At 55.7% G+C, this 18,071-nt stretch carries 16 protein-coding genes; 12 read left to right on the top strand and 4 right to left on the bottom strand.

All coding sequences use genetic code 11. From position 1 onward, the window contains the following. Positions 1-735: 735 nt before the first annotated feature. The 7 genes from QM712_RS14425 to QM712_RS14395 all read left to right on the top strand — a co-directional run bounded on the left by QM712_RS14425 (position 736) and on the right by QM712_RS14395 (position 6,332). Positions 736-1,743 carry a hypothetical protein gene (locus tag QM712_RS14425; RefSeq protein WP_415023780.1) on the top strand — a complete coding sequence of 336 codons (1,008 nt, stop codon included), beginning with the start codon at positions 736-738 and terminating at the stop codon, positions 1,741-1,743. Positions 1,744-1,803: 60 nt separating this feature from the next. Beyond that, the gene (locus QM712_RS14420; protein WP_415023779.1) at positions 1,804-2,019 is read left to right on the top strand and encodes a helix-turn-helix transcriptional regulator; all 216 of its coding nucleotides are present in this window, start codon (positions 1,804-1,806) and stop codon (positions 2,017-2,019) included. A gap of 4 nt (positions 2,020-2,023) precedes the next feature. Continuing rightward, positions 2,024-2,656 carry a hypothetical protein gene (locus QM712_RS14415; RefSeq protein ID WP_415023778.1) on the top strand — a complete coding sequence of 211 codons (633 nt, stop codon included), beginning with the start codon at positions 2,024-2,026 and terminating at the stop codon, positions 2,654-2,656. Next, positions 2,653-2,952: a hypothetical protein gene (locus QM712_RS14410; RefSeq protein WP_415023777.1), complete on the top strand. Its 300-nt coding sequence runs from the start codon at positions 2,653-2,655 to the stop codon at positions 2,950-2,952. The genes QM712_RS14415 and QM712_RS14410 overlap by 4 nt, the downstream gene beginning before the upstream one ends. Before the next feature lie 175 nt (positions 2,953-3,127). After that, complete coding sequence (locus QM712_RS14405; protein WP_415023776.1) at positions 3,128-4,027, top strand: replication initiation protein; 900 nt, start codon at positions 3,128-3,130, stop codon at positions 4,025-4,027. Positions 4,028-5,256: 1,229 nt separating this feature from the next. Beyond that, positions 5,257-5,976 carry an AAA family ATPase gene (locus QM712_RS14400; protein ID WP_415023775.1) on the top strand — a complete coding sequence of 240 codons (720 nt, stop codon included), beginning with the start codon at positions 5,257-5,259 and terminating at the stop codon, positions 5,974-5,976. Positions 5,977-5,978: 2 nt separating this feature from the next. Further along, positions 5,979-6,332, top strand: a complete 354-nt coding sequence (locus QM712_RS14395) for a hypothetical protein (RefSeq protein WP_415023774.1) — start codon at positions 5,979-5,981, stop codon at positions 6,330-6,332. A 43-nt stretch (positions 6,333-6,375) separates the two neighbouring features. Here the strand turns inward: QM712_RS14395 and QM712_RS14390 are convergent, their stop codons facing one another. Then, positions 6,376-6,903, bottom strand: coding sequence for an ATP-dependent Clp protease proteolytic subunit (locus tag QM712_RS14390; RefSeq protein ID WP_415023773.1), 528 nt, complete (start codon positions 6,901-6,903; stop codon positions 6,376-6,378). Positions 6,904-7,237: 334 nt separating this feature from the next. After that, on the bottom strand, positions 7,238-9,979 hold the full coding sequence (locus QM712_RS14385) for an AAA family ATPase (RefSeq protein ID WP_415023772.1): 2,742 nt from the start codon (positions 9,977-9,979) through the stop codon (positions 7,238-7,240). Between the two features lie 233 nt (positions 9,980-10,212). Between QM712_RS14385 and QM712_RS14380 the strand changes: the two genes are divergently transcribed. The 5 genes from QM712_RS14380 (at position 10,213) to QM712_RS14360 (ending at position 15,909) form a co-directional block, all read left to right on the top strand. Then, positions 10,213-11,307: a DNA adenine methylase gene (locus QM712_RS14380; RefSeq protein WP_415023771.1), complete on the top strand. Its 1,095-nt coding sequence runs from the start codon at positions 10,213-10,215 to the stop codon at positions 11,305-11,307. Next, on the top strand, positions 11,304-12,020 hold the full coding sequence (locus QM712_RS14375) for a hypothetical protein (RefSeq protein ID WP_415023770.1): 717 nt from the start codon (positions 11,304-11,306) through the stop codon (positions 12,018-12,020). The genes QM712_RS14380 and QM712_RS14375 overlap by 4 nt, the downstream gene beginning before the upstream one ends. Next, complete coding sequence (locus QM712_RS14370) at positions 11,923-12,996, top strand: beta-ribofuranosylaminobenzene 5'-phosphate synthase family protein (protein WP_415023769.1); 1,074 nt, start codon at positions 11,923-11,925, stop codon at positions 12,994-12,996. The genes QM712_RS14375 and QM712_RS14370 overlap by 98 nt, the downstream gene beginning before the upstream one ends. Beyond that, positions 12,993-14,630, top strand: a complete 1,638-nt coding sequence (locus QM712_RS14365; RefSeq protein ID WP_415023768.1) for a non-canonical purine NTP pyrophosphatase — start codon at positions 12,993-12,995, stop codon at positions 14,628-14,630. Before QM712_RS14370 ends, QM712_RS14365 begins: the two co-directional genes overlap by 4 nt. A 358-nt stretch (positions 14,631-14,988) precedes the next feature. Beyond that, positions 14,989-15,909, top strand: a complete 921-nt coding sequence (locus QM712_RS14360) for a hypothetical protein (protein WP_415023767.1) — start codon at positions 14,989-14,991, stop codon at positions 15,907-15,909. Between the two features lie 249 nt (positions 15,910-16,158). On the opposite strand, the gene QM712_RS14355 is transcribed toward QM712_RS14360, so the two are convergent. Together QM712_RS14355 and QM712_RS14350 are read right to left on the bottom strand one after the other, a co-directional pair. Beyond that, on the bottom strand, positions 16,159-17,031 hold the full coding sequence (locus tag QM712_RS14355) for a nucleotidyl transferase AbiEii/AbiGii toxin family protein (protein WP_415023766.1): 873 nt from the start codon (positions 17,029-17,031) through the stop codon (positions 16,159-16,161). Further along, the gene (locus QM712_RS14350; RefSeq protein ID WP_415023765.1) at positions 17,028-17,855 is read right to left on the bottom strand and encodes a type IV toxin-antitoxin system AbiEi family antitoxin domain-containing protein; all 828 of its coding nucleotides are present in this window, start codon (positions 17,853-17,855) and stop codon (positions 17,028-17,030) included. Before QM712_RS14350 ends, QM712_RS14355 begins: the two co-directional genes overlap by 4 nt. Positions 17,856-18,071 lie beyond the last annotated feature (216 nt).

Genomic DNA, 18,071 nt, shown 5'->3' with positions numbered 1-18,071 from the left:
AGCCGGCACGATCACCGTCACGTTTCGCTTTCCAGAGGCAGCTGCCTCGATGACGTGAGCGCGGAGCACAACATCACAGCCTCATCGGTTGTCACCGGACCGGCTTGGAGCGCGACATGCGGCTGCGCAATGCATCTCTCGGCGCGAACCCGAAGGCCGCCAGCAGCACGCCGCACGACTCGCAATCTGCTTTTCGAATGCCCCGTGTGAGTAGACCACCTCCATGAACGCCGCAGCGGCCGCCCGATGTGTCCTGGCTGCGCTGGGTGCGTAGGGAGCATCGAATCGACCGGGCGTTCGCGCCAGGCGTTACAAACGCGAAGCCATCGCCGACCGGGATGCGAGACGCAGCCCCGCCACTCGTGGAGTTGCGTCAGATGGGATGCGCTGGATGAAACAGGCGTTAAGAGAACCTCGCGGCGCATCGGCCGCACCAGCCCGAACAGCCATGTCGCTCACCATCGTTACACGGAGAGAGTAAGCGCAACACACTGATGGGGCTTGGCTTCTTGGAATACTCAACATCAAGAAGGCGATGGTGCCAGGGGCGGAATCCCACCGGGCCGCCATCATCTTGACTTCCTTATTTGATTCGATCGCAAAAAGGGCAGTTACCCCCGCTTGCACCCCCTCGTCGCCAATTCGGCGTTATCCAAGCCTGCTAGGTGATGTCTTATCATCATTTGCCTTATTCGCTTTACGGCTAAGAGGCGATCCTTAAGGTAGCGGACCTCCTTGGGAGCCAGACTGCCCGACATGCCTCCATCACCTTTTGAGCGAGACCAAAAAGCCAATTGGGCGCCCGAGCCGCAGGACGGTGAGCGCGCGGCAAAAGAAGCCCTGGAAAATCGGTTTGTCCAAAGGACATCCGCAGAAATCGAGCACCTTATAGTTCGCTTGCTGACTTCTTCGCCTTTCACGGTGAAGGTCACCGCCTTCGGCTTTGTACATGAGGTGGTTCTGCCGAGGTTTCGCCAAATACTCGAAGAGCAGATCCCGCATGATGCTTCAGACCACCCGTCGTCGGCTCGGGCCAATGTTCTAGCATTTCTTGGTCAAGCTGCAGATTTTATCATTCAGTCCAACGCAGAGCAGTTTTCTCTGCTCTCAAATGGCCGTGTTGCCATTCCATCGATGTCCCATCTGCGCGAAAGTGTCGCAAATTACTTGCAGGCTGAGCGGCATGACGCGATAATCGTCGGTCAATACTACAATAAATTTGCGCCTATTGAAGGCAATTTGGAAGCGAACCGACTCCACGCTGAATTTTTACTTGAAGAACTTGCGAAGTTGCTTCGAGATTCGCCCACACTGGCCGAAGTGATTCGTCAGAGTCAGAGCTTTAATGACGTATTTAGCTCCGCTGCCGCTCCGATGGAGCAAGCCCCGTTGCTTACACGTGCACCGGAATTATGGGAAAGCCGAGCAGAAGGTTCTGGCGAAACCTCTCTCGGTTTCTTGCGACGTGTATACGGACCTTGGCTCGCAGATATAACGATCGCCGACTTACGAAAAATAGACGAGCCTCTCTACCTCACGTTAAAGCAATGGGGCGGGCGGAATAAGGTCCCACAAGACTTGAAGGCTTTCTTCGGCGAAGCGAAAAAGCGCCGGTCTCGACAAGATGTCGAAGCGGAGCTTGCCAAGTACAACATCAAAAAACCTGCCGATGCCTTCGCCCGCTTTCCGAACGATCAAAAGAGAGCACGCCGTCTCTATCAAGCAGCAAAAATTCGCCTCTAGTTCGTATTGACATATGTCAAATGCTTACTACTCTGGTGATGTGACACCGGAGGAATTTTCATGCCTGCCGAGCTTCGCACTCCTACGCGTATTCTGACATGGACTGAGCTTCGCCAAATCATTCCGCTCAGCCGGCAACATGTTCATCGCCTTGAAAAGGCGGGAAAATTCCCCAGACGGTTGAGATATTCTCCGGGGCGGGTGGGCTGGATTTCTGCGGAAGTCGAAGCTTACGTTCAGGCGCAGGCTGCGCTGCGTGAGACAGGCCGCGGGTGATGCCATGCACAGCTATTCAGCCGAAGCTTTGCAAGCGCTCTGCCGTCTGAAGCGCCGCGGACTCCGAATATCGGATGGAGCAGCCGAAAATCGAGGCCAGGGGATTCTCCAGGCCCATTTGCGTCATTTCAACCGGCGGCGGAGACCGGCCACAGAAACTGCGCGAGATATCGTGCAGGATCTAGCGAGTGCAACAGGGATCGAAGTCTTACCGCGGCATGAGCCGGATCTGGCTGAATTCCTGCGCGACTACCTGACCGAGTTGTTCTGGAAGGCACCCGAAGACTCTGAATTGTTCTGGGATGTCTGCGGCGGGGACTATCTCGCTCCGCTGCCTTTCTATCAGCATCCGCTGAACGATGCACTCAATGCCGATTGGAAAGAGCGGCGCATATGGCTCAACCCGACCGACGACGAGAATCTCGCGCGTTGGGTGGCGAAGGCGGCGCTATGCGAGGCGCAATTGTGCGTTAGCTTCCTGCCTTTGAAGCCGCGCGAGCGTTGGTGGCGCGACCATATCATCAATCATTCGACCGCGGAGATTCGAATCGTTCCCCGGACTGTTGCAGCAGACCTTCGGCACGGAGAACAGGCGCAGCGGCGAATCCTGGTCATCTATCGCGGATCCAAGCGATGACGCCCATGCATCGGCACTATCCGCAGTATTATGAAGAGGCGGCGCGATTGCTGCAAATCCTGGTCGGCAAGGGCGTCACTATCGAACAGGGCATTGATCCACATCTTGTGATCTTGTTGCTCGCGCCTCTTTGCTTTTCTGAGATTCATCCACCCCGCATATCGACGCACGCGGAGCAGGCACTCAACGCTTTGGAGCATCTCGAAGCGAAGCATTTCATCTGTTGCGACCGCAAACGCCGTCAAAAGCTCGTGGCGCTCATCGGGACCGTCATCGCGAACCATAGAGCCGCATAATCACCGCGCGAGACTGTCCTTGATAAGAGATCGAGCTGAATCCCGGCTCTCTCCAAGGATTCCGCCGAGCCGCAGGCGAGCCCGTGGTGAACTTTGGGCGCAGTCGTTTGTATCGGATCGGGATAAAGTGAGTTGATCGCTTGACCAACTCACTTTTGATCAGCACGCTTTGCGCGTGTCTGAAGTGAGCGTATCCCTTGTTGGCGTATTTGAAGATCCGGAGCTGCCCAAACGCCCAGGACCCCTGCTCGCGACCGATATCAAGGTCAATGGTCAACCGCTTGATCCCGGCCATATGGGCCGCATCATCAAGCCGCGCGAACTGGTCGATATCGTCGAAATCACACCGCTGAACCGCAGCGAAACGATTCTCTATAACCAGCTTCTCGCCAACGCCTGGAACAATATTCGCGATGTGGCGGTCCACAAGGTGCTTAAGGCATCGTTGCGCGGCAGCCACGACAGCAATGACCGCCTGGAGGAAGCCTTCGACACGCTGATGGGTGCTTGGGCGAAGATCCGCGCTCGAGATCCAATCAGCGGCACTTGGTCCACCTTTCGTGTCCATCTTCTCGGCACCAACAAGGAGGAAGAGCGCAAGGACGGATATTTTTATTACACCTTCCCGGCCGACCTACTTGCCGTGATTACGCAAAGTAAGGCGTGGGCGACCATCAAGTCGCACATCATGTATTCGCTGCGCTCGAAGTATTCTATCCGGCTTTACGAGATGATCGAGCGGCGTATCGGGATGGCCAAGCAGTCGGAGGAATTTACGGTCGATGAGCTTCGCGGCATGCTCGGCGTGCCCGAAGGCAAACTGGAACGCTTTGCCGACTTCAATAAATACTGTCTCAAGCCGGCCTTGCAGGAAGTCAATTTCTTATCGGACTTCGTGGTCGATATTGGCGTCGTTAAGCGCGGCCGGGCAGTCGAGAAGCTCTTTGTGACCTGGCTGCGCAAAGATCCCGATGAGATGCGCAACGCTTTCGATGAGCGCGAGAAAAGCCGCGTCGGACGTCACGCTCGATCGCGTGGCAGGATCGATGTCATCGCGCACACGCCCGAACATTAGCCGCCGCCCAAAAACTCACCGATACGTCACCCCGACGGTGAGCTTGCGCCCAAAAACTCGCGCAAAGCCGCCCTCATGCTCACCGCAAATCGCCCATTTGCTCACGCGACTCCGCCCGTTTGCTCACCTATCCCGCCCAAAACCTCACAATTGGCGGCACAAGTGTTTGATCCGCCTTGCACAAATGCGCCCTGAATCTGAACTACTGAATTAAGAATTAGAATCGCTGAGGTCGCCGATGGTCGGAGCCGAACGCGCATCGGCGACGCTGAAACGTGACACGCACGCCGAAAAGCCATGACCAACTCGCCTTCTGGCGGCAGGAGGAACAGCGGTGGAAACCGGTTAGGGCGAAAAGCCAGTGATCGGTTGACTGCGCTCCCGAAGCCCTAAGGCCCTGGCCGGCGGAGCGGTGAGGCCGAAGATTGCCAGCGGGTGTGTGGGCTTGCCGAGCGTTCAACGCTGTCAGGGCGCCGCCTCAGCTTGCGGATAGGCCAGAGGGCCCTTTATCCGGGTACAGATGCCCGGCCTGGACAACGCCCGCGTCGGACCACCCTCTCGAGATGCCGCGATGTCCGAGCGTTTAAAGGGCTTTGACTTTTCCCATGCGGTTGCTTCCGCCCAAAAACTCACCGTTGGATTCACGTGCAACGCTCAGGAATCCGGGCGCGACTCGGGGGGCCGCCCATTTCCTCACCAATCATTCTTTTGACCTGCGCGGCCCGCCGCCTTCGCATGTTTTCACGTGAAGCACATCCGGTCCTTATCACTTGTCCCTTGAAGCACGGCCCGAAAGACAAGCGCAGCGGGAGATCTGGAATTGCACCGTATCCCCGCACGAACAGGCGGAAACCGATTTCATTCAACGCGTCCTGCCCTCGCCACGACCAAAACATCTTTGCAAATGCCACGAGCAAGATGAGGCGCGAAGGCGTTGTGCATACCGGCAGCAAAACGTAGAGCGAAAAGCCCTGTTTCGTAGGTTTGCGCAAATCAACATTTGGGGAATTGGGGAAGCACACATTCTCAGGGAAGCTGCCCGCCCCGAACACCGCCGCAGCGCCTTATGCTGGGCCGCGCCGTATCATCACGACATTGAATTGTAGGATTCCACATCTGTAGGACCATGTATTTCTACGCTCATGGGATTACGTAATCGTGCATTTGCACTGTTGCACCATTCTTAGCTTGGAGAATTGAACGAATCCCGTAGCCTTGGAACTATTCGATTGTTCAATTACACCGATCCACATTTCTACAAATCCATTTTTGAGGCTTTCATGATTATTACATTTGCGTCCTCCAAAGGCGGCGTCGGTAAATCGACAACCTGCGCGGCCGTGGCATGTGCACTCGCGCTCGGCGGGGCACGCGTGCTCGTCATCGATCTCGACCAGAACCGCACGCTCGGGCGCTGGTCCAAACGCGCGGCCATCGACCGGCTAACGGTCAGCGCGATAGCGACCGAGACCTTCGGGACGTATTTCCGCGACGCCGAAGCCTCGGGCGACTACGACCATATCTGCATTGATTTGCCCGGGACGAGGGAGGTCACTCTGTTCAAGGCGCTGGCCCGTTCCGATCTCGTCATCATACCGGCACAAGCTTCCGAACCAGATTTGCGCGAAGCGTTGGTCGTTGTCAGCGACATCCGCGATGTCGGCGAGACCACGAACCGCAAGATTCCGTACCGGCTCCTGCTGACTAAGATCTTCCCCTTACGCACAGGCGTGACCGACTACGCCTACGCCGAGCTCGAACGCAAAGGCATGCCGCTCTTCCGCACCGCCTTGGTCGAGAGGGTTGCTTATCGCGAGATGTTCTTGAATGGACAACCACCGACGATTTTCGAACCGGGGAAGGGTGCCGGCGCCGAGATCACGGCACTCGTGAATGAAATCCACGCCATCGCCGAGCAGCCGGAATCTGAGCTGCGCAAGGCAGGCTGACCATGAAACAACGTTTGCCATTCCAGCCGCTCGATGAAGATATGGACACTAAGATAGAAGCTCTCGCGCAAGAGAAGGGGGTCAGCACTCTCGTCAAGGCCTCTCGGCTGGAGCAAAATCCATCCGAAAAGCCGAAGATTTTGGTCACGAATGAGCCTGCCCCACTAAGGACAGCGATGAAGGCGCTTAACGTGGAACTGCCCGACTATGTATGGAAGGCGCTGAAGATCCGGGCCGCCGAGCGCCAGACGAGCGTGCGTCACATTATCATGTCGGCTCTTCGTGCCGACGGCATCTGCATTGTGGAAACCGACATGATTGATGCGTCGCTACGAACCCGTCGCGGCCACAGCTAGCTCGCACGCTGTGCGTCCTCCCCGCGCCCGCCGATCACCAAGTCTAACCGAGATACCGGACATCGACATCCGCCGGGATGACAAAGTCTTTCACCTCATGCACGAGCCCTTTCGTTTGCGCCCAATCGGCGTCTCGCGTTTTCTGCTGCTTGAACAAGTCCATGCATTGGTCGATAGCAAGGCTGCTGTGCGACGCGATCAGCTTCGAGAGGCGTCGGTGCTCGGCTGCTACGACGTCGAGCTTCTCAAGTAGATCTCTTTCTTCGAGACGCTGATTGCCTGTCAATCCGATGCCGACCCCGTGAAACATGAACGTCGCGCTCTCATTCGCGACTCGCTGTTGGCCGGCAAGGAAAACGGCGGTGGCAATGGAATCGATATTCCCGATATTGTGCGTGGTCACGTTGATCGTGGCTGCCCGAATAGCATTATACATGGTGATGCCGCTCGCGACGTTCCCGCCCTGGGAGCTGATGGCGATAATGAGCTCCCTCGCACCCTTGCGCTGTAGATCAACCAGGTACTGAAAGAGCAAACTCATCGATTTCGAATCGATATTGGCGGTAAACATCAGACAGTGCTTTGGCATAGAACAGTACGGAGGACATGTAAGAGTTGCTTGCGTGGCAATGATAGCATCATAGATTCACATACTACTATAATTCCAGCTTCATGCATAAGTCCTGACTTATCGCATTTTTGCGCGAGACAATAACTCGCTCTCAATTCGCGACTTGAATCAAGCGCCCTTACCGATGCAGGCGTGGAGGAGCTACCGACAAACTCCCTGCCCCGAGTTGTCGTAATCTATATTATCACTCTGCCTATTTCTTAATTCTATCAATTTCTTGGTCGGCTACAAATCCACAACTCTACAAACCTTGGCACCTTCGGCGATTTAAAGGTTAGCTTTTTTGGTTCAACGATTTGTAGAACTGCCGAGGCGCACCGGGGCTCGGCACGAACATGAAGCATTCGCAATACTGATCTATCGACTGCATGACGCCAAGAAGGGAGGGACCGGAGAAGCTAAGGGTCTGCCCGGTACCCCAATGGCTTAGGAAGTTTCCAACAATTGTCGCCATGTTAGCGTTCAGACCGGAGACCTGCGTAGAATCGAGCACGAGCGACTTGGCCGCCTGGTTTAATTTGATCGCCGCTTCGATCGCTTGCAAGAACTCATGCGCCAGCTGCTTGTTGTCATTAAACGCAACGTCGACCGGCACCGGTATGCGCAGGCGGCTAATCAAATCGCTGAGACGATATTCCAAATATTGACGTACGCCTTCTTTCGCAAAGTCGACCTGGCCGGCCTGCAACATCGAGAGCGTCTGATCGCGCACCTTGTTGACCGCGCCAGCCTGCGGAAGCACGGCGAGTTGAGGCACGCCTTCTAATCGTTGATGCCACCAAGTCCCTGTATTGCTATGCTTATTGAACAGCTTCTCAAGCATGGTGTCGTGGCTGAGCAAGATGACTTGCAACCCGCTCGCATTGGCGGGACGGGCGAATGTCGTTCTCAGCAACTCCACAAGAAAATTCTGATGGCCCGCATCGAAGCTCGACGTCACATCGTCAAGCACTATGAACTTCGGCAACCCGCCGTAGAGAGAGGCGGCCGCAAGGTAAAGTGAGATAGCAAATGCGTTCCGGAAACTCTCTGAAAGCAACGCCTGCGGCGAAAGGTTTGGCAGACCGTGAAAGTCCGCGAGCGCAATCTGAAGATCTTCGCTGTTGGCGCGCTTGGTGACCTTCGGAACAACGCCAAAGAACGAGAGCTTGTTGAAATACGACTTAAACACTGGCTCGACGGCGGTTAGCCGCGCTTTGCTGAGAGCGCCCTCTGCAGCGCCGAAGCAATCTGACGCGGAATCGAGGAAGCGCTTCACCTGCGCGACTAGGGCCTCCCGCGTCTGCTCTTGACCCGCAGCTGTTTCGGCCTCCGTGAGCTTGCGCCAATTTGCCTGAAGCCGGCGTGCTGCCTCGACTTTGCGTGTGACCTCAACGGAGGATGGCGGTAGCTCCTTCTCGAGAGCGGCTTGTTCAGTCGCCAAGCCTCGCTCCTTCTGATCGGCGCGCGAACGCAATGTTTTCAGCCACTCTGCTAGACTCTCCGCGTCCTTAGACCCGAGTTCCCCCTTTTCGGCGCTCGGGCGTAATTTCGCAATCACTCGGTGATCGCCCCCGTCCTCCAATTTCGCCTCCAATCCGACCAGATCGGACCAGCCGGCTTCACCCCATTCCTTTGCAATCGCCGTCCCGGCTTGCTCCAACGTATCAAACTGAGAGAGTTTGGACGCGATATGCGCCTTCAGGTCATGCGAGCCCTTCTGATCGCAAAGCGGACACAGAGTAGGATCACTCCAATCCGGTAAACCGAGTGCCTTTTGTCCTGCTTGAAACAAGCTCAGCATCACGTCGCCGACCGTCTCCGCAAGCGCCCGATCGCGTGCCTCCGCAAGGCTTACCAAAGCAGCCGCGCGCTCAGATTTCGGAGCCTCAACATTGAGCTTCTTCAGATCCGCCCGCTCCCGAATGCATTCACTCAAGCGATCCCGCTTAGGACCGCCCTCGGCCGCCTTTACCGCCTCGATGCAGGCGTTAATGTCGATGTCGTGAAAGACCCTATTTTCACAGAGCGGCTTCAATGGCCCGATCTGTTCCAAAGCGAGGTGGCAGCTCGCCTGGGCATCGGCACTACTCTGTGCTCCTAAAGGCTGGCCTACCAGCGCCTCATAGTCTGATGCAATCGCCGCGCGTGCGTCCGCAGCACCCTTCTCCTCTCGACCGCGAAGCTGCGCGTGTTCGGCTACCGCAAAGTGGTTGTTAAAGGCGCGTGTGTTGGCGATCGCCGCGAGTGATTGGCGCATCGCGCTGTATTGGGCGAGTCCAAGAAGACCAGAAAAGGTGCGGCCTCGATCCAAAGGCTTTGCCGAAATGAAGTTCTGAAATGCGTGCCCATCGAGAAGGACGAATTCGCGATTCAGCGATTGCAAAATGCCCTCGGCGTCAGCAGCAGGCGTCGACGACACCGTGCGATTACCTTGCGCATCACGCTTAACCGTGATGGTCACCTGCTCACCGCTCGGCTCGGCGACCAGCTTCAGCGTAATCGTCGCCGTCCCCGATGTGTTGAACTTGTTCAGATAGTAATCGGTGCCACGCTCACTCGCAGGCAGACCTTCGAGCCAGGGCACTTCCCCGCAGATTGCGTACCTGACCGCATCATAAACGGAGCTCTTTCCGACGCCGTTCACTGCTGAGATACTGTTGACCTTGTCGGCATGAAACTTCAATTCAAGCGGCTTACCTTGATTGTTAATGCCGCGAAAGCCCTCGATCGAAAGGCCCTCGAGCAACCAACCGGTCGCGGAGATCGCGGCTGCGGCCGACGTAGCACTTTGACCAGCAACAACCGCTGCGCTAGGGCTCACATTTGTGGGTGGCGAAGGATTCTCGGCAGCAGCAAGTAAGCCGTTCAGAATATCCTGCTGCTTGTAACCCCCCTGCGATAATGCCTTGAATTGAGATTGAAGGTCCGCGGCAAGAGCGGTGTCCTCTTGGCCCATATGAGTGAAAAACGCCTCCATATTTGCCTCGAACGCGCCCTGCTCCGTGAATTCAAAGCTCTTTTTGCTCGCCGACATTTGCCTCTCCCAAAATATTTTGCGTTAAACCCAAAACAAACTCGGCCATCGGGCCTCCTGTGCTGCGCTGCACGCGATATTATTCGATGCGGATGCACAAGCGACGGCATAGGACTTAGTGATCAACTCGGGATTGTTTACTTCCAAGTTTCTCGTCCCTAATATTGAATAGGGATGGGGGACTGTCAGTGATACGTGTGAGTCGACTTGCTTTTCAAGATGGGCTCGCTTCGGTGAGCCCGACGGCGAGTAAACTGGCCTCTCTCGCGCTGATAAGACCTATTGCAGACACCATCGCGCAACTCCCTTCGACACGGTACTATGGCAGCAAGCGTAAACTGCTTCCATGGATCTACGATCACATCAGGACGCTTGAATTTGACACGGTCCTCGACGCGCTAGGCGGCACGGCATCTGTCTCCCTGTTGTTCAAAGCGATGCGCAAGACGGTCACCTATCACGACGGATTTCGATTTAACCTCGACGTAGCGAACACACTCCTTTCCAACAACGTCGCAATGGACCGCAGCGACGTTGTCCAATTTCTCGCTAATGTGACGCCCACGTCTGGCGTCGTCGCGCGCTCATTTCGCGGTATCTACTATAAGAATGCAGAGAATGCTTGGATCGACGGGTATGTCGCGTCACTTCAGCAAAAGCGCCTAACGAGGGCTCGGTCAGCGCTCCTGCGATACCTTCTTTACCAGGCGTGCCTCAAAAAACGACCTTTCAATCTCTTTCACCGCGCCAATTTGCATCTCCGAACCAACAAGGGAGTCGCTCGTTCTTTCGGCAACCACGTGACTTGGGAACGCAGCTTCCAGCATCACATTCTGCAAGCCTACGACGACCTGCCTAGCAACTTGTTAGCCGACACGCCGCACAAGGTATTACAGCCCGGCAACGTAGAACGGCTTAAGCCGGGGTACGATCTAGTCTATATCGATCCACCGTATGTAAACAACATCTCACGCTACAATCGTGACGACTATTGGCGTCGCTATCACTTCCTCGAAGGCTTGGCCAATTACGATAGCTGGGAACAACGCATCGATTACGCTTCGGACATTAGACTGCTCGAACGCCCTAAATGGATGCTCGACTGGGCAACGAAGCGCTCGTTTCAAGAACGATTGTTCTCCTTCATCTACTCCCACAAGGAGTCTCAGGTGGTCCTTTCCTATGTGACTGGCGCGCACCCCGACCAACAGGAAATAGTTCGTTTTTTTGAAGACACTTTCTCAAATGTGTCGGTCCATTCGCGCGACCACAACCACGCGCTCGGAGCCACGCCTAGGCGTGAGTTGCTATTCATAGGACGGCCATGACCCTTTTTGAGACGCAAAGCGTTTCCGTACCGAAATGGCTACTGATCGTCCTAATCGTAACGATCATCACCCTGGTGGCGGGAATCTACTACTATAATCTGGATGCTAACGACGCGAAGCTCGTTGGCCTCGTTGGCGGCGTTATCTCAGGCGGGCTTGTCTTCCTACTTACCTACATAGTTTCGGTACAACCGCTCAGGGATCTCGCACGCTATGAGCAAATGGGCATTCGCGGCCTTCTCGCGAGCAGGCACGACAAAGCCTATTACACTGCGCTTGTATCGAAAGCTCGCCGGTCGGTCCAAGTGATGGGCGCCTCCTGTACAAGATTTGTCGATGACTTTCTGGATCCGCAAAGCGAAGACCACGCGTTGCTCGATGCGCTTCGACGCCATCAAGGATTACATGTCCAACTTCTTATTCCTGATGACAAACACATCTCAGAGGATGCCAAGGCTCGATTGCCAAGCTTATTTCATAAGCTTCACGCCTTGAGCGGCGAGTTCGGCAAGCGAATCGAACTTCGCCGTTTCCCCGCTAAGGCGCAGCACAGCTTTGTCAGCGCCGATGACGACTTGGTCGCGGGTCCAATCTTTCAAGACAACGAAAGCAAATATGCCCCTGCTGTGCATGTGGCAATGTCAACGCGATTTGCACAAAAGTATCACGATCATTTTGAGACGGTCTGGACGGATTGTGAGTCAGCAGACTAAAGCGCGAATCGTGGCATGTTCTCGCATCCATTTGGGATTAATCTCAATGCATGCGGGCGGCCCGCGCAAAAATGGCGGTATAGGGTTCTCGATCAGCGAGCCTGCCGTCAACATCGATATCGAACCAAATGATCGACTCATAATCAGCGATCAACGTCCGGCTCCGCTCGCGGACTTTGAGCTGGCTGAACTAATCCGCGATGTGGATTACACTCGGCATAAGCATAATTTGGCGGCTGCTTCGATCACAATATCCGGTTCAATTAAGACGCACGTTGGAATGGGATCTGGAACGGCAATTCGATTGGGCGTTCTAGAAGCCTTGTTTACTTCGAACGGACAATCGCCGAACAGAGACAAATTGGTTGAACAATCCAAGCGCGGTGGCACATCCGGCGTCGGCATAACGTCCTACTTTGCGGGCGGCATGGTCTTGGACTTGGGGCGCGTCAGCGATGGCGCTTTGTCTCTACCATCGTCTCAATCGGATAAACGTCGCGCTCCCGCAGCAGCACTCCCAAGCCTCGCAATGCCGGCATGGCCATTATGCGTCTGCATTCCGAACGATGTGCGAGCGAAGACACAACAGGAGGAAGTTGAATTCTTCAAACGGGTCCTTCCCCTGAGCATCGAGGATACCCACCGCGCATGCTATGAGGCAGTCTTCGGAATCTACGCGGCGGTTCAAGATCGTGACTATGGGGCGTTCTGCCGCGCCGTTTCCTCAATTCAGACGACAACATGGAAGGCGCTTGAGTGGAATGAATATGGCAGTCCATTACAACGGCTAAAGCACGATTTGGAGCAGTTCGGCGCCGATTGCGTCGGGATGTCTAGCTTGGGCCCTTCCTTGTTCTGTTTTGCTGCGCCGGAAGTACTAGCCCGCTTGAGCGTAGCCCAGACTTTCTTAAACTGCGAGATCATACAGACTCACCCAAACAACACCGGTCGTATTCTCCTTCGGTCGCCGCCATGAAAGAGCTCACGTTCTTTACGTCAAATACGACGAAGCTAGCGCATGCCCGCTACATCGCGGAACGGTATCCGGTACGCATTAAGGGATTTCGTCAACGCACCTATCACGCGAACTACGATGAGCCGCGATTGCCATCGAGGGCGGACTTATTGGAAGCCAGCTATCGTAGCGCGCTAAATCAATGCACGAAGGCAGGTCTCGCGACTGATAGCCACCCATTCATTCTTGAGGATACTTCAGTCGCAATCGACGCTCTCAGCCATAACGGAACGGAGGTGCCGGGCCTCGAAATCAAGTATTGGATGCAGGAGCAAACGTTCGCAAATTTGGATGCCACGCTCCGTTCAGCAGGAAACAAAAGAGCGGCGTCAGTTCGATCAGACGTTCTTTTACATGTCCCGAAGCAATTCAAAGCAAAATGGCAGATCGATAGCGATTATCTAACCTTTCTCGGACTACAACACGGCTACATCGCGGAGAGAGAATATAGCTTCGAGAGCAATCTAGTTTATCCATGGCTCGACAATCGTTCTTTCAATAAGTGGTTCATACCTGACGGCCACTCAATTCCATTTGGCGCGCTGCCGATAGCGCAAGCAGATCTCGTCGATTTTAGGCGGAAGGCTTTTCGACAGCTCTTCGATTTTCTAGTGGAGCGACACTTTCTAGCGGCGGAGCCACGACAGCTTGAGTTCGGTCTCGGCAGCGATTCCAACCTGATCTTGTCGGGCTACACGTGCGCTGGAAAAACCACCGCCAGCCAACACTTAGCAAGAAAGTTTGGTTATCTACACGTCGAGGCAAGCGACTTCATGTACCTGAACTACTACTACCGACATGGCTATCGGGGTGACATCTCGATCGGCGACTTTGCGGAAGATGCCTTGGCTCAGAAGCCCGAGATAGCGGCAGAGAAAGTTGCAGAGTACATCGTCGAAAATGGCGGGTCGCCGATTGTCGTATCCGGTTTCCGATCGCCTGCTGAGGTCGACTATCTACGCGATGCGATGACTGCGCTCGGGAAGAACCTGCGAGTTGTCTTTGTGGCATCCGATGAGGCATCGCGATACAAGCGCCTTCTCGCAAGGGGACGCCCCGGCGACGACGTTTCCCTGGAAGCGTTCAGACAACGCGATGAACAGCAGCGTCGGATGGGTCTCGAACGAATCGGGGCAGCACCGGTATCAATCCAGCTAAACAATAATGCGACATTGCCCGAATACCTCGAAGCTATTGACGTATTCGTTGGCTCAGAGCCGCCCGATGACATCATAGTTGACACCGCCCTGGCCGCGCTTGTTCACCTCGGTGAGGTCAGGCTAGAGGACGCCATTTTGATCGCCCTCTTGGGAGCTTGGGTTAGCGATGAGAACCGTCCATTTTTTTCAACCACACAGATTGCTCGACGCATCCAATCGACATTCACTAGCGCTCCGCCGAAGCACAAAGACAACGTGAGCCGCTACTTCAATCAGGACTTCTATGCGTACTATGAGATATCCGGGGAGCAATCACATTCCAAGCGTCGCTACCGACTTTCCAACACTGGCTACGGCATGGCCATCCGTTCGCTCCGAACTCTTCTAAAGACAGCAAATCGCAAACATTCCACGCTGGCTCGCGATGCCACATAATAGTCTCGACGGGCAGCGCTTTTCAATGTCGACCGAACGATGGGTGAGCAACACGAATTGCCCGCCCGACAATTGGAATCTCTAGTGCCGCCTAGAAGCCTACGTAATTCCATGGTCACTAGCGTCCGGCCGCGCGTCGCGCCCTAGCCAATTCGTCGGTGGCGTCCGTCGGAAAAATATGACCTCAAAATGCATAGAACGCCTATGTCAGGGTTGGTGTGACGGGCACCGACCGGAAACACTGCTATCGCTTATTCCACTTTAACGATAACAATGATGAAATCTTCCATGGATCCTATTGGAGCAATCACGGTCCGCTCAATTATGGCAATGCCGCGACGCTAAATTGGAGGTCTGCTTGACCCGCCCGCAGTCGAAGTTCTCAGCCGCCTTCAGCGCTGCCTTCTCGTCCGGCCGTTACATGAAAGCGACTCCGCAGATCAATGGACTAAGCGTGACGTCCGTTATGCTGCAGATGTTCTTTCGGGATCAACTGTTGGCCAAAGGAACCGGCTGGTTTTGGCGTCTGGGGAAGAGCATCGCTCTTGTAACGGCCTGGCACAATCTGTCAGGCCTGCACCATAGCACGCGTGCGCCGCTGAGCCGGCATGGCGGCGTCCCGGACCGCGTTCGGTTCCGCTACGTCACACAGACCCCTCAGACCTTTCAGGAGGACGAGATCCCCCTCTATCTCGACGAGGATCGTACCAATCCGCGCTGGTTCGTGCATCCTGTCTGTGGGAATTACTTCGATATGGCATTCATTGTAATCAGCATCACGAACGGCGACGTGAAGTGCATCAATGATGGTGTGCCGGTGATTGAAAATTACGGCCAGCCGGGCGGGGATGTCTTCGCCGTTGGCTTTGCTCAAGGCATTAGCGCGTTGAACGTCTTTTCGATCTGGAAACGCGGATCGATCGCCTCTGATCCGGATGTTCCTGTGGACGGATATCCGAAATTTCTCGTGGACATGGCCGGACGAGGCGGATTGTCGGGAGCTCCAGTATTCCGCGTAAGACAAGGCACGATTATGGAGCCGACGGCCACCGGACAGACGGTTGGTTTTGGTGAGAAGACGGAATTTGTCGGCCTATACAGCGGCCGTGCTGTCGACCAATTGCCACCAAGCTTGCGAACCGGCGAAAGTTCTGATCTTGGATTCGTCTGGCGCGCGGATGTCGTGCTGGAGATGCTCAACTCTGGCGTCCTCGACGAACAGCCAGAGGTCGGTAAGGGGGTCGTCGAGATGAGGGAAATCTGGCACAGGTGCATGTGACCGCGCTGACTTGCAGACGTTTTCTCAGCCGAGGTTGTTCATCGAAGTCTGCTTTGCTCCCTGACGCTTTCCGTCGAACGATGATGGCGAGAAGTTTTATCTTGGCAACTCCTCTGCGTCGCCGCCCTGGAAACTTCGGAGGCCTGCGCCGAGAAAGACATATTCACGCGGTCTGCACCCAATATCCGGCTATGGCTAGTTCATGCCCTAATCCATCCTGCCCGACCGCCGCTTCACATGATCCCCCGGTCACCCCGCGAGCAAATCGGTAAGCTCGTGTTGCTTGATCTTGTCCGCTGTGTTCGCCCACGTGTCCCCTGGGATGATTTGAACAATATCCCGGAACACGGCCGCGAACGCTTTTCGGCCTGCCTCGTCCGTGAACCGCTCAGCCTCTTCCGCCGTCAGCAGCGGTTTGACATCGGCGAGGAAGTCCGGACGCTCCAGCTTTTCGAACATGCGTTGTTCGGCCTGTGCACGCGAGATCGCTTGGCCAGATAGATCAAGATACTTGCCGAACAGCTCTACCAGTCGTTTCGCATTGAGCGCCTCGATGGTGCCTAGGGCGTGTGAAAGATCGATGAGATCGCGCCCCTTGTTGCGCTGAAGCAGCGCGCGCAGCTTGGTCGCAAGAAGTTCTTCATTCGAGAATGTAGGAATGTCGGTTGCACCCGAGAACCACGGATTATCGACCTTGAACGGAAACTCGACGGCCGGATCGTAGGCTTCGCGCTCGCGCGTATTGATCTCCACCTTCAGGCGAATGAGACCTGATCCGTCCTCGGCTTCGGTCCTGAACCGAAATTTTGGAGCCACTTCGCTTTGATCAAAGCGCGGATGGCCGAGCCACGGCGTGAGGATATCACGGACGCGGTCCAGGATCGGGCCGATCGCGCCCGCCGTCGTGCGCACAAGATCGATGTCCTCCGAATAGCGCAGCGGCTTTGGAAAATGCAGCTTGTTGAGGGCCGTTCCACCGCGGAAGCGAAGCTCTTTGCGCAGGAACGGATCGTTGAAAAGCTCGACGAGCGCGCGTGCGATGATGAGGTCTTGCTCGACTTGCCGTTGTTCGGACCACGGCGCGTGCTTTGACCAAGCGATAGTGTTTTGCGTGGGGATCATTCGTCGATCTCCGGGTAACGCCGCACGATCACGCGCCAACGCGCGTTGCGCTCAACGGGCTCGCTGTCGGATTTCGTGGCGTTGCGCGGCTCCGGTTCGAGCGTGACCCAGGGCATCGCTCCTTTTTGAAAGAGCTTGTCGTGAAGCGCATTGGCCCGCTCGGAATGACCGAGCCGATCAAGCAGATAGCCGGCCCTCTGGCCGCACGCCCGCTCGAAATGCGCCGACATGGCCGCGAGCTTTTGCCCCTCAATGTTTTCAGCGAGATCCGTCATAACGGTTGCGACGGCATCGATGCCACCCGCCACATGCATGTAGCGAAACAGGTCGAGCGCGGTCAGCTCGGGCCCGGATATCTTCATGCTTCCCGTGTCCGTCTTTCGATCGACGATGCCCTCCCGGACGCATTCCAGATCCTTGCGGAAATAGAATGTAACCCACGAGCGCCCTGCCCGGATCTTGCGAAGCTGCTTGTCCGTCACGACTTGAAACTCCATCACGGCATGATGCGATGCGCCGTGCAGCTCGGCCGCCTTGAGCAAGCCTACATAATAGGGACGGGCCTCATGCCGCATTAGCGCGTCGATGTACCAGGCCGGCGGCGGCGCCTCCCAGTTCATGAACTGCGGGGGGACGGCGACGTAAAAGCCATGCCGGGGATTGAACAGTGCGCGGCGCTTCTGAAGCCGGGCCGCGGCTTTGAGGAAGGCGGCCTCCGTAATGCCGAGGGCCCCGATGGCTTCAGTGCGCGTGAAGGTGACGCGGCCCTCCGATTGCAGGGTTACCAGGTAATCCGAAAGGCTGGGCCGGAGCTTTAGCATCATATTCAAAAATAGCCCGAAATCGTCTATTTATCAATACAAAGCAGCAGGTCGGAAGCGACATATGCCGTATACGCCCAAAATTGTCCATTTTTCAATATGATGGCGCGGGGTGGCCTTTCTGCCAGCATGAGCCCGCTTGCTTCGCCTAGCTACCGAATGGGCGACTGGCTCCGCTCCCACGATTGTAGGTCTACACTGCGTCAAACTCGATAGCGC

Source organism: Bradyrhizobium sp. (genome assembly GCF_047605465.1).
Taxonomy (GTDB): domain Bacteria; phylum Pseudomonadota; class Alphaproteobacteria; order Rhizobiales; family Xanthobacteraceae; genus Bradyrhizobium.
This window is presented reverse-complemented; position numbering and strand designations above follow the sequence as displayed.

Bases quoted from the DNA above. Each gene is read 5' to 3' on its own strand.
- QM712_RS14370 (WP_415023769.1), top strand. From the start codon at position 11,923: ATGCCCCTGCTGTGCATGTGGCAATGTCAACGCGATTTGCACAAAAGT.
- QM712_RS14355 (WP_415023766.1), bottom strand. From the start codon at position 17,031: ATGATCCCCACGCAAAACACTATCGCTTGGTCAAAGCACGCGCCGTGG.
- QM712_RS14390 (WP_415023773.1), bottom strand. From the start codon at position 6,903: ATGTTTACCGCCAATATCGATTCGAAATCGATGAGTTTGCTCTTTCAG.
- QM712_RS14420 (WP_415023779.1), top strand. From the start codon at position 1,804: ATGCCTGCCGAGCTTCGCACTCCTACGCGTATTCTGACATGGACTGAG.
- QM712_RS14350 (WP_415023765.1), bottom strand. From the start codon at position 17,855: ATGATGCTAAAGCTCCGGCCCAGCCTTTCGGATTACCTGGTAACCCTG.
- QM712_RS14365 (WP_415023768.1), top strand. From the start codon at position 12,993: ATGAAAGAGCTCACGTTCTTTACGTCAAATACGACGAAGCTAGCGCAT.
- QM712_RS14385 (WP_415023772.1), bottom strand. From the start codon at position 9,979: ATGTCGGCGAGCAAAAAGAGCTTTGAATTCACGGAGCAGGGCGCGTTC.
- QM712_RS14410 (WP_415023777.1), top strand. From the start codon at position 2,653: ATGACGCCCATGCATCGGCACTATCCGCAGTATTATGAAGAGGCGGCG.
- QM712_RS14395 (WP_415023774.1), top strand. From the start codon at position 5,979: ATGAAACAACGTTTGCCATTCCAGCCGCTCGATGAAGATATGGACACT.
- QM712_RS14375 (WP_415023770.1), top strand. From the start codon at position 11,304: ATGACCCTTTTTGAGACGCAAAGCGTTTCCGTACCGAAATGGCTACTG.
- QM712_RS14415 (WP_415023778.1), top strand. From the start codon at position 2,024: ATGCACAGCTATTCAGCCGAAGCTTTGCAAGCGCTCTGCCGTCTGAAG.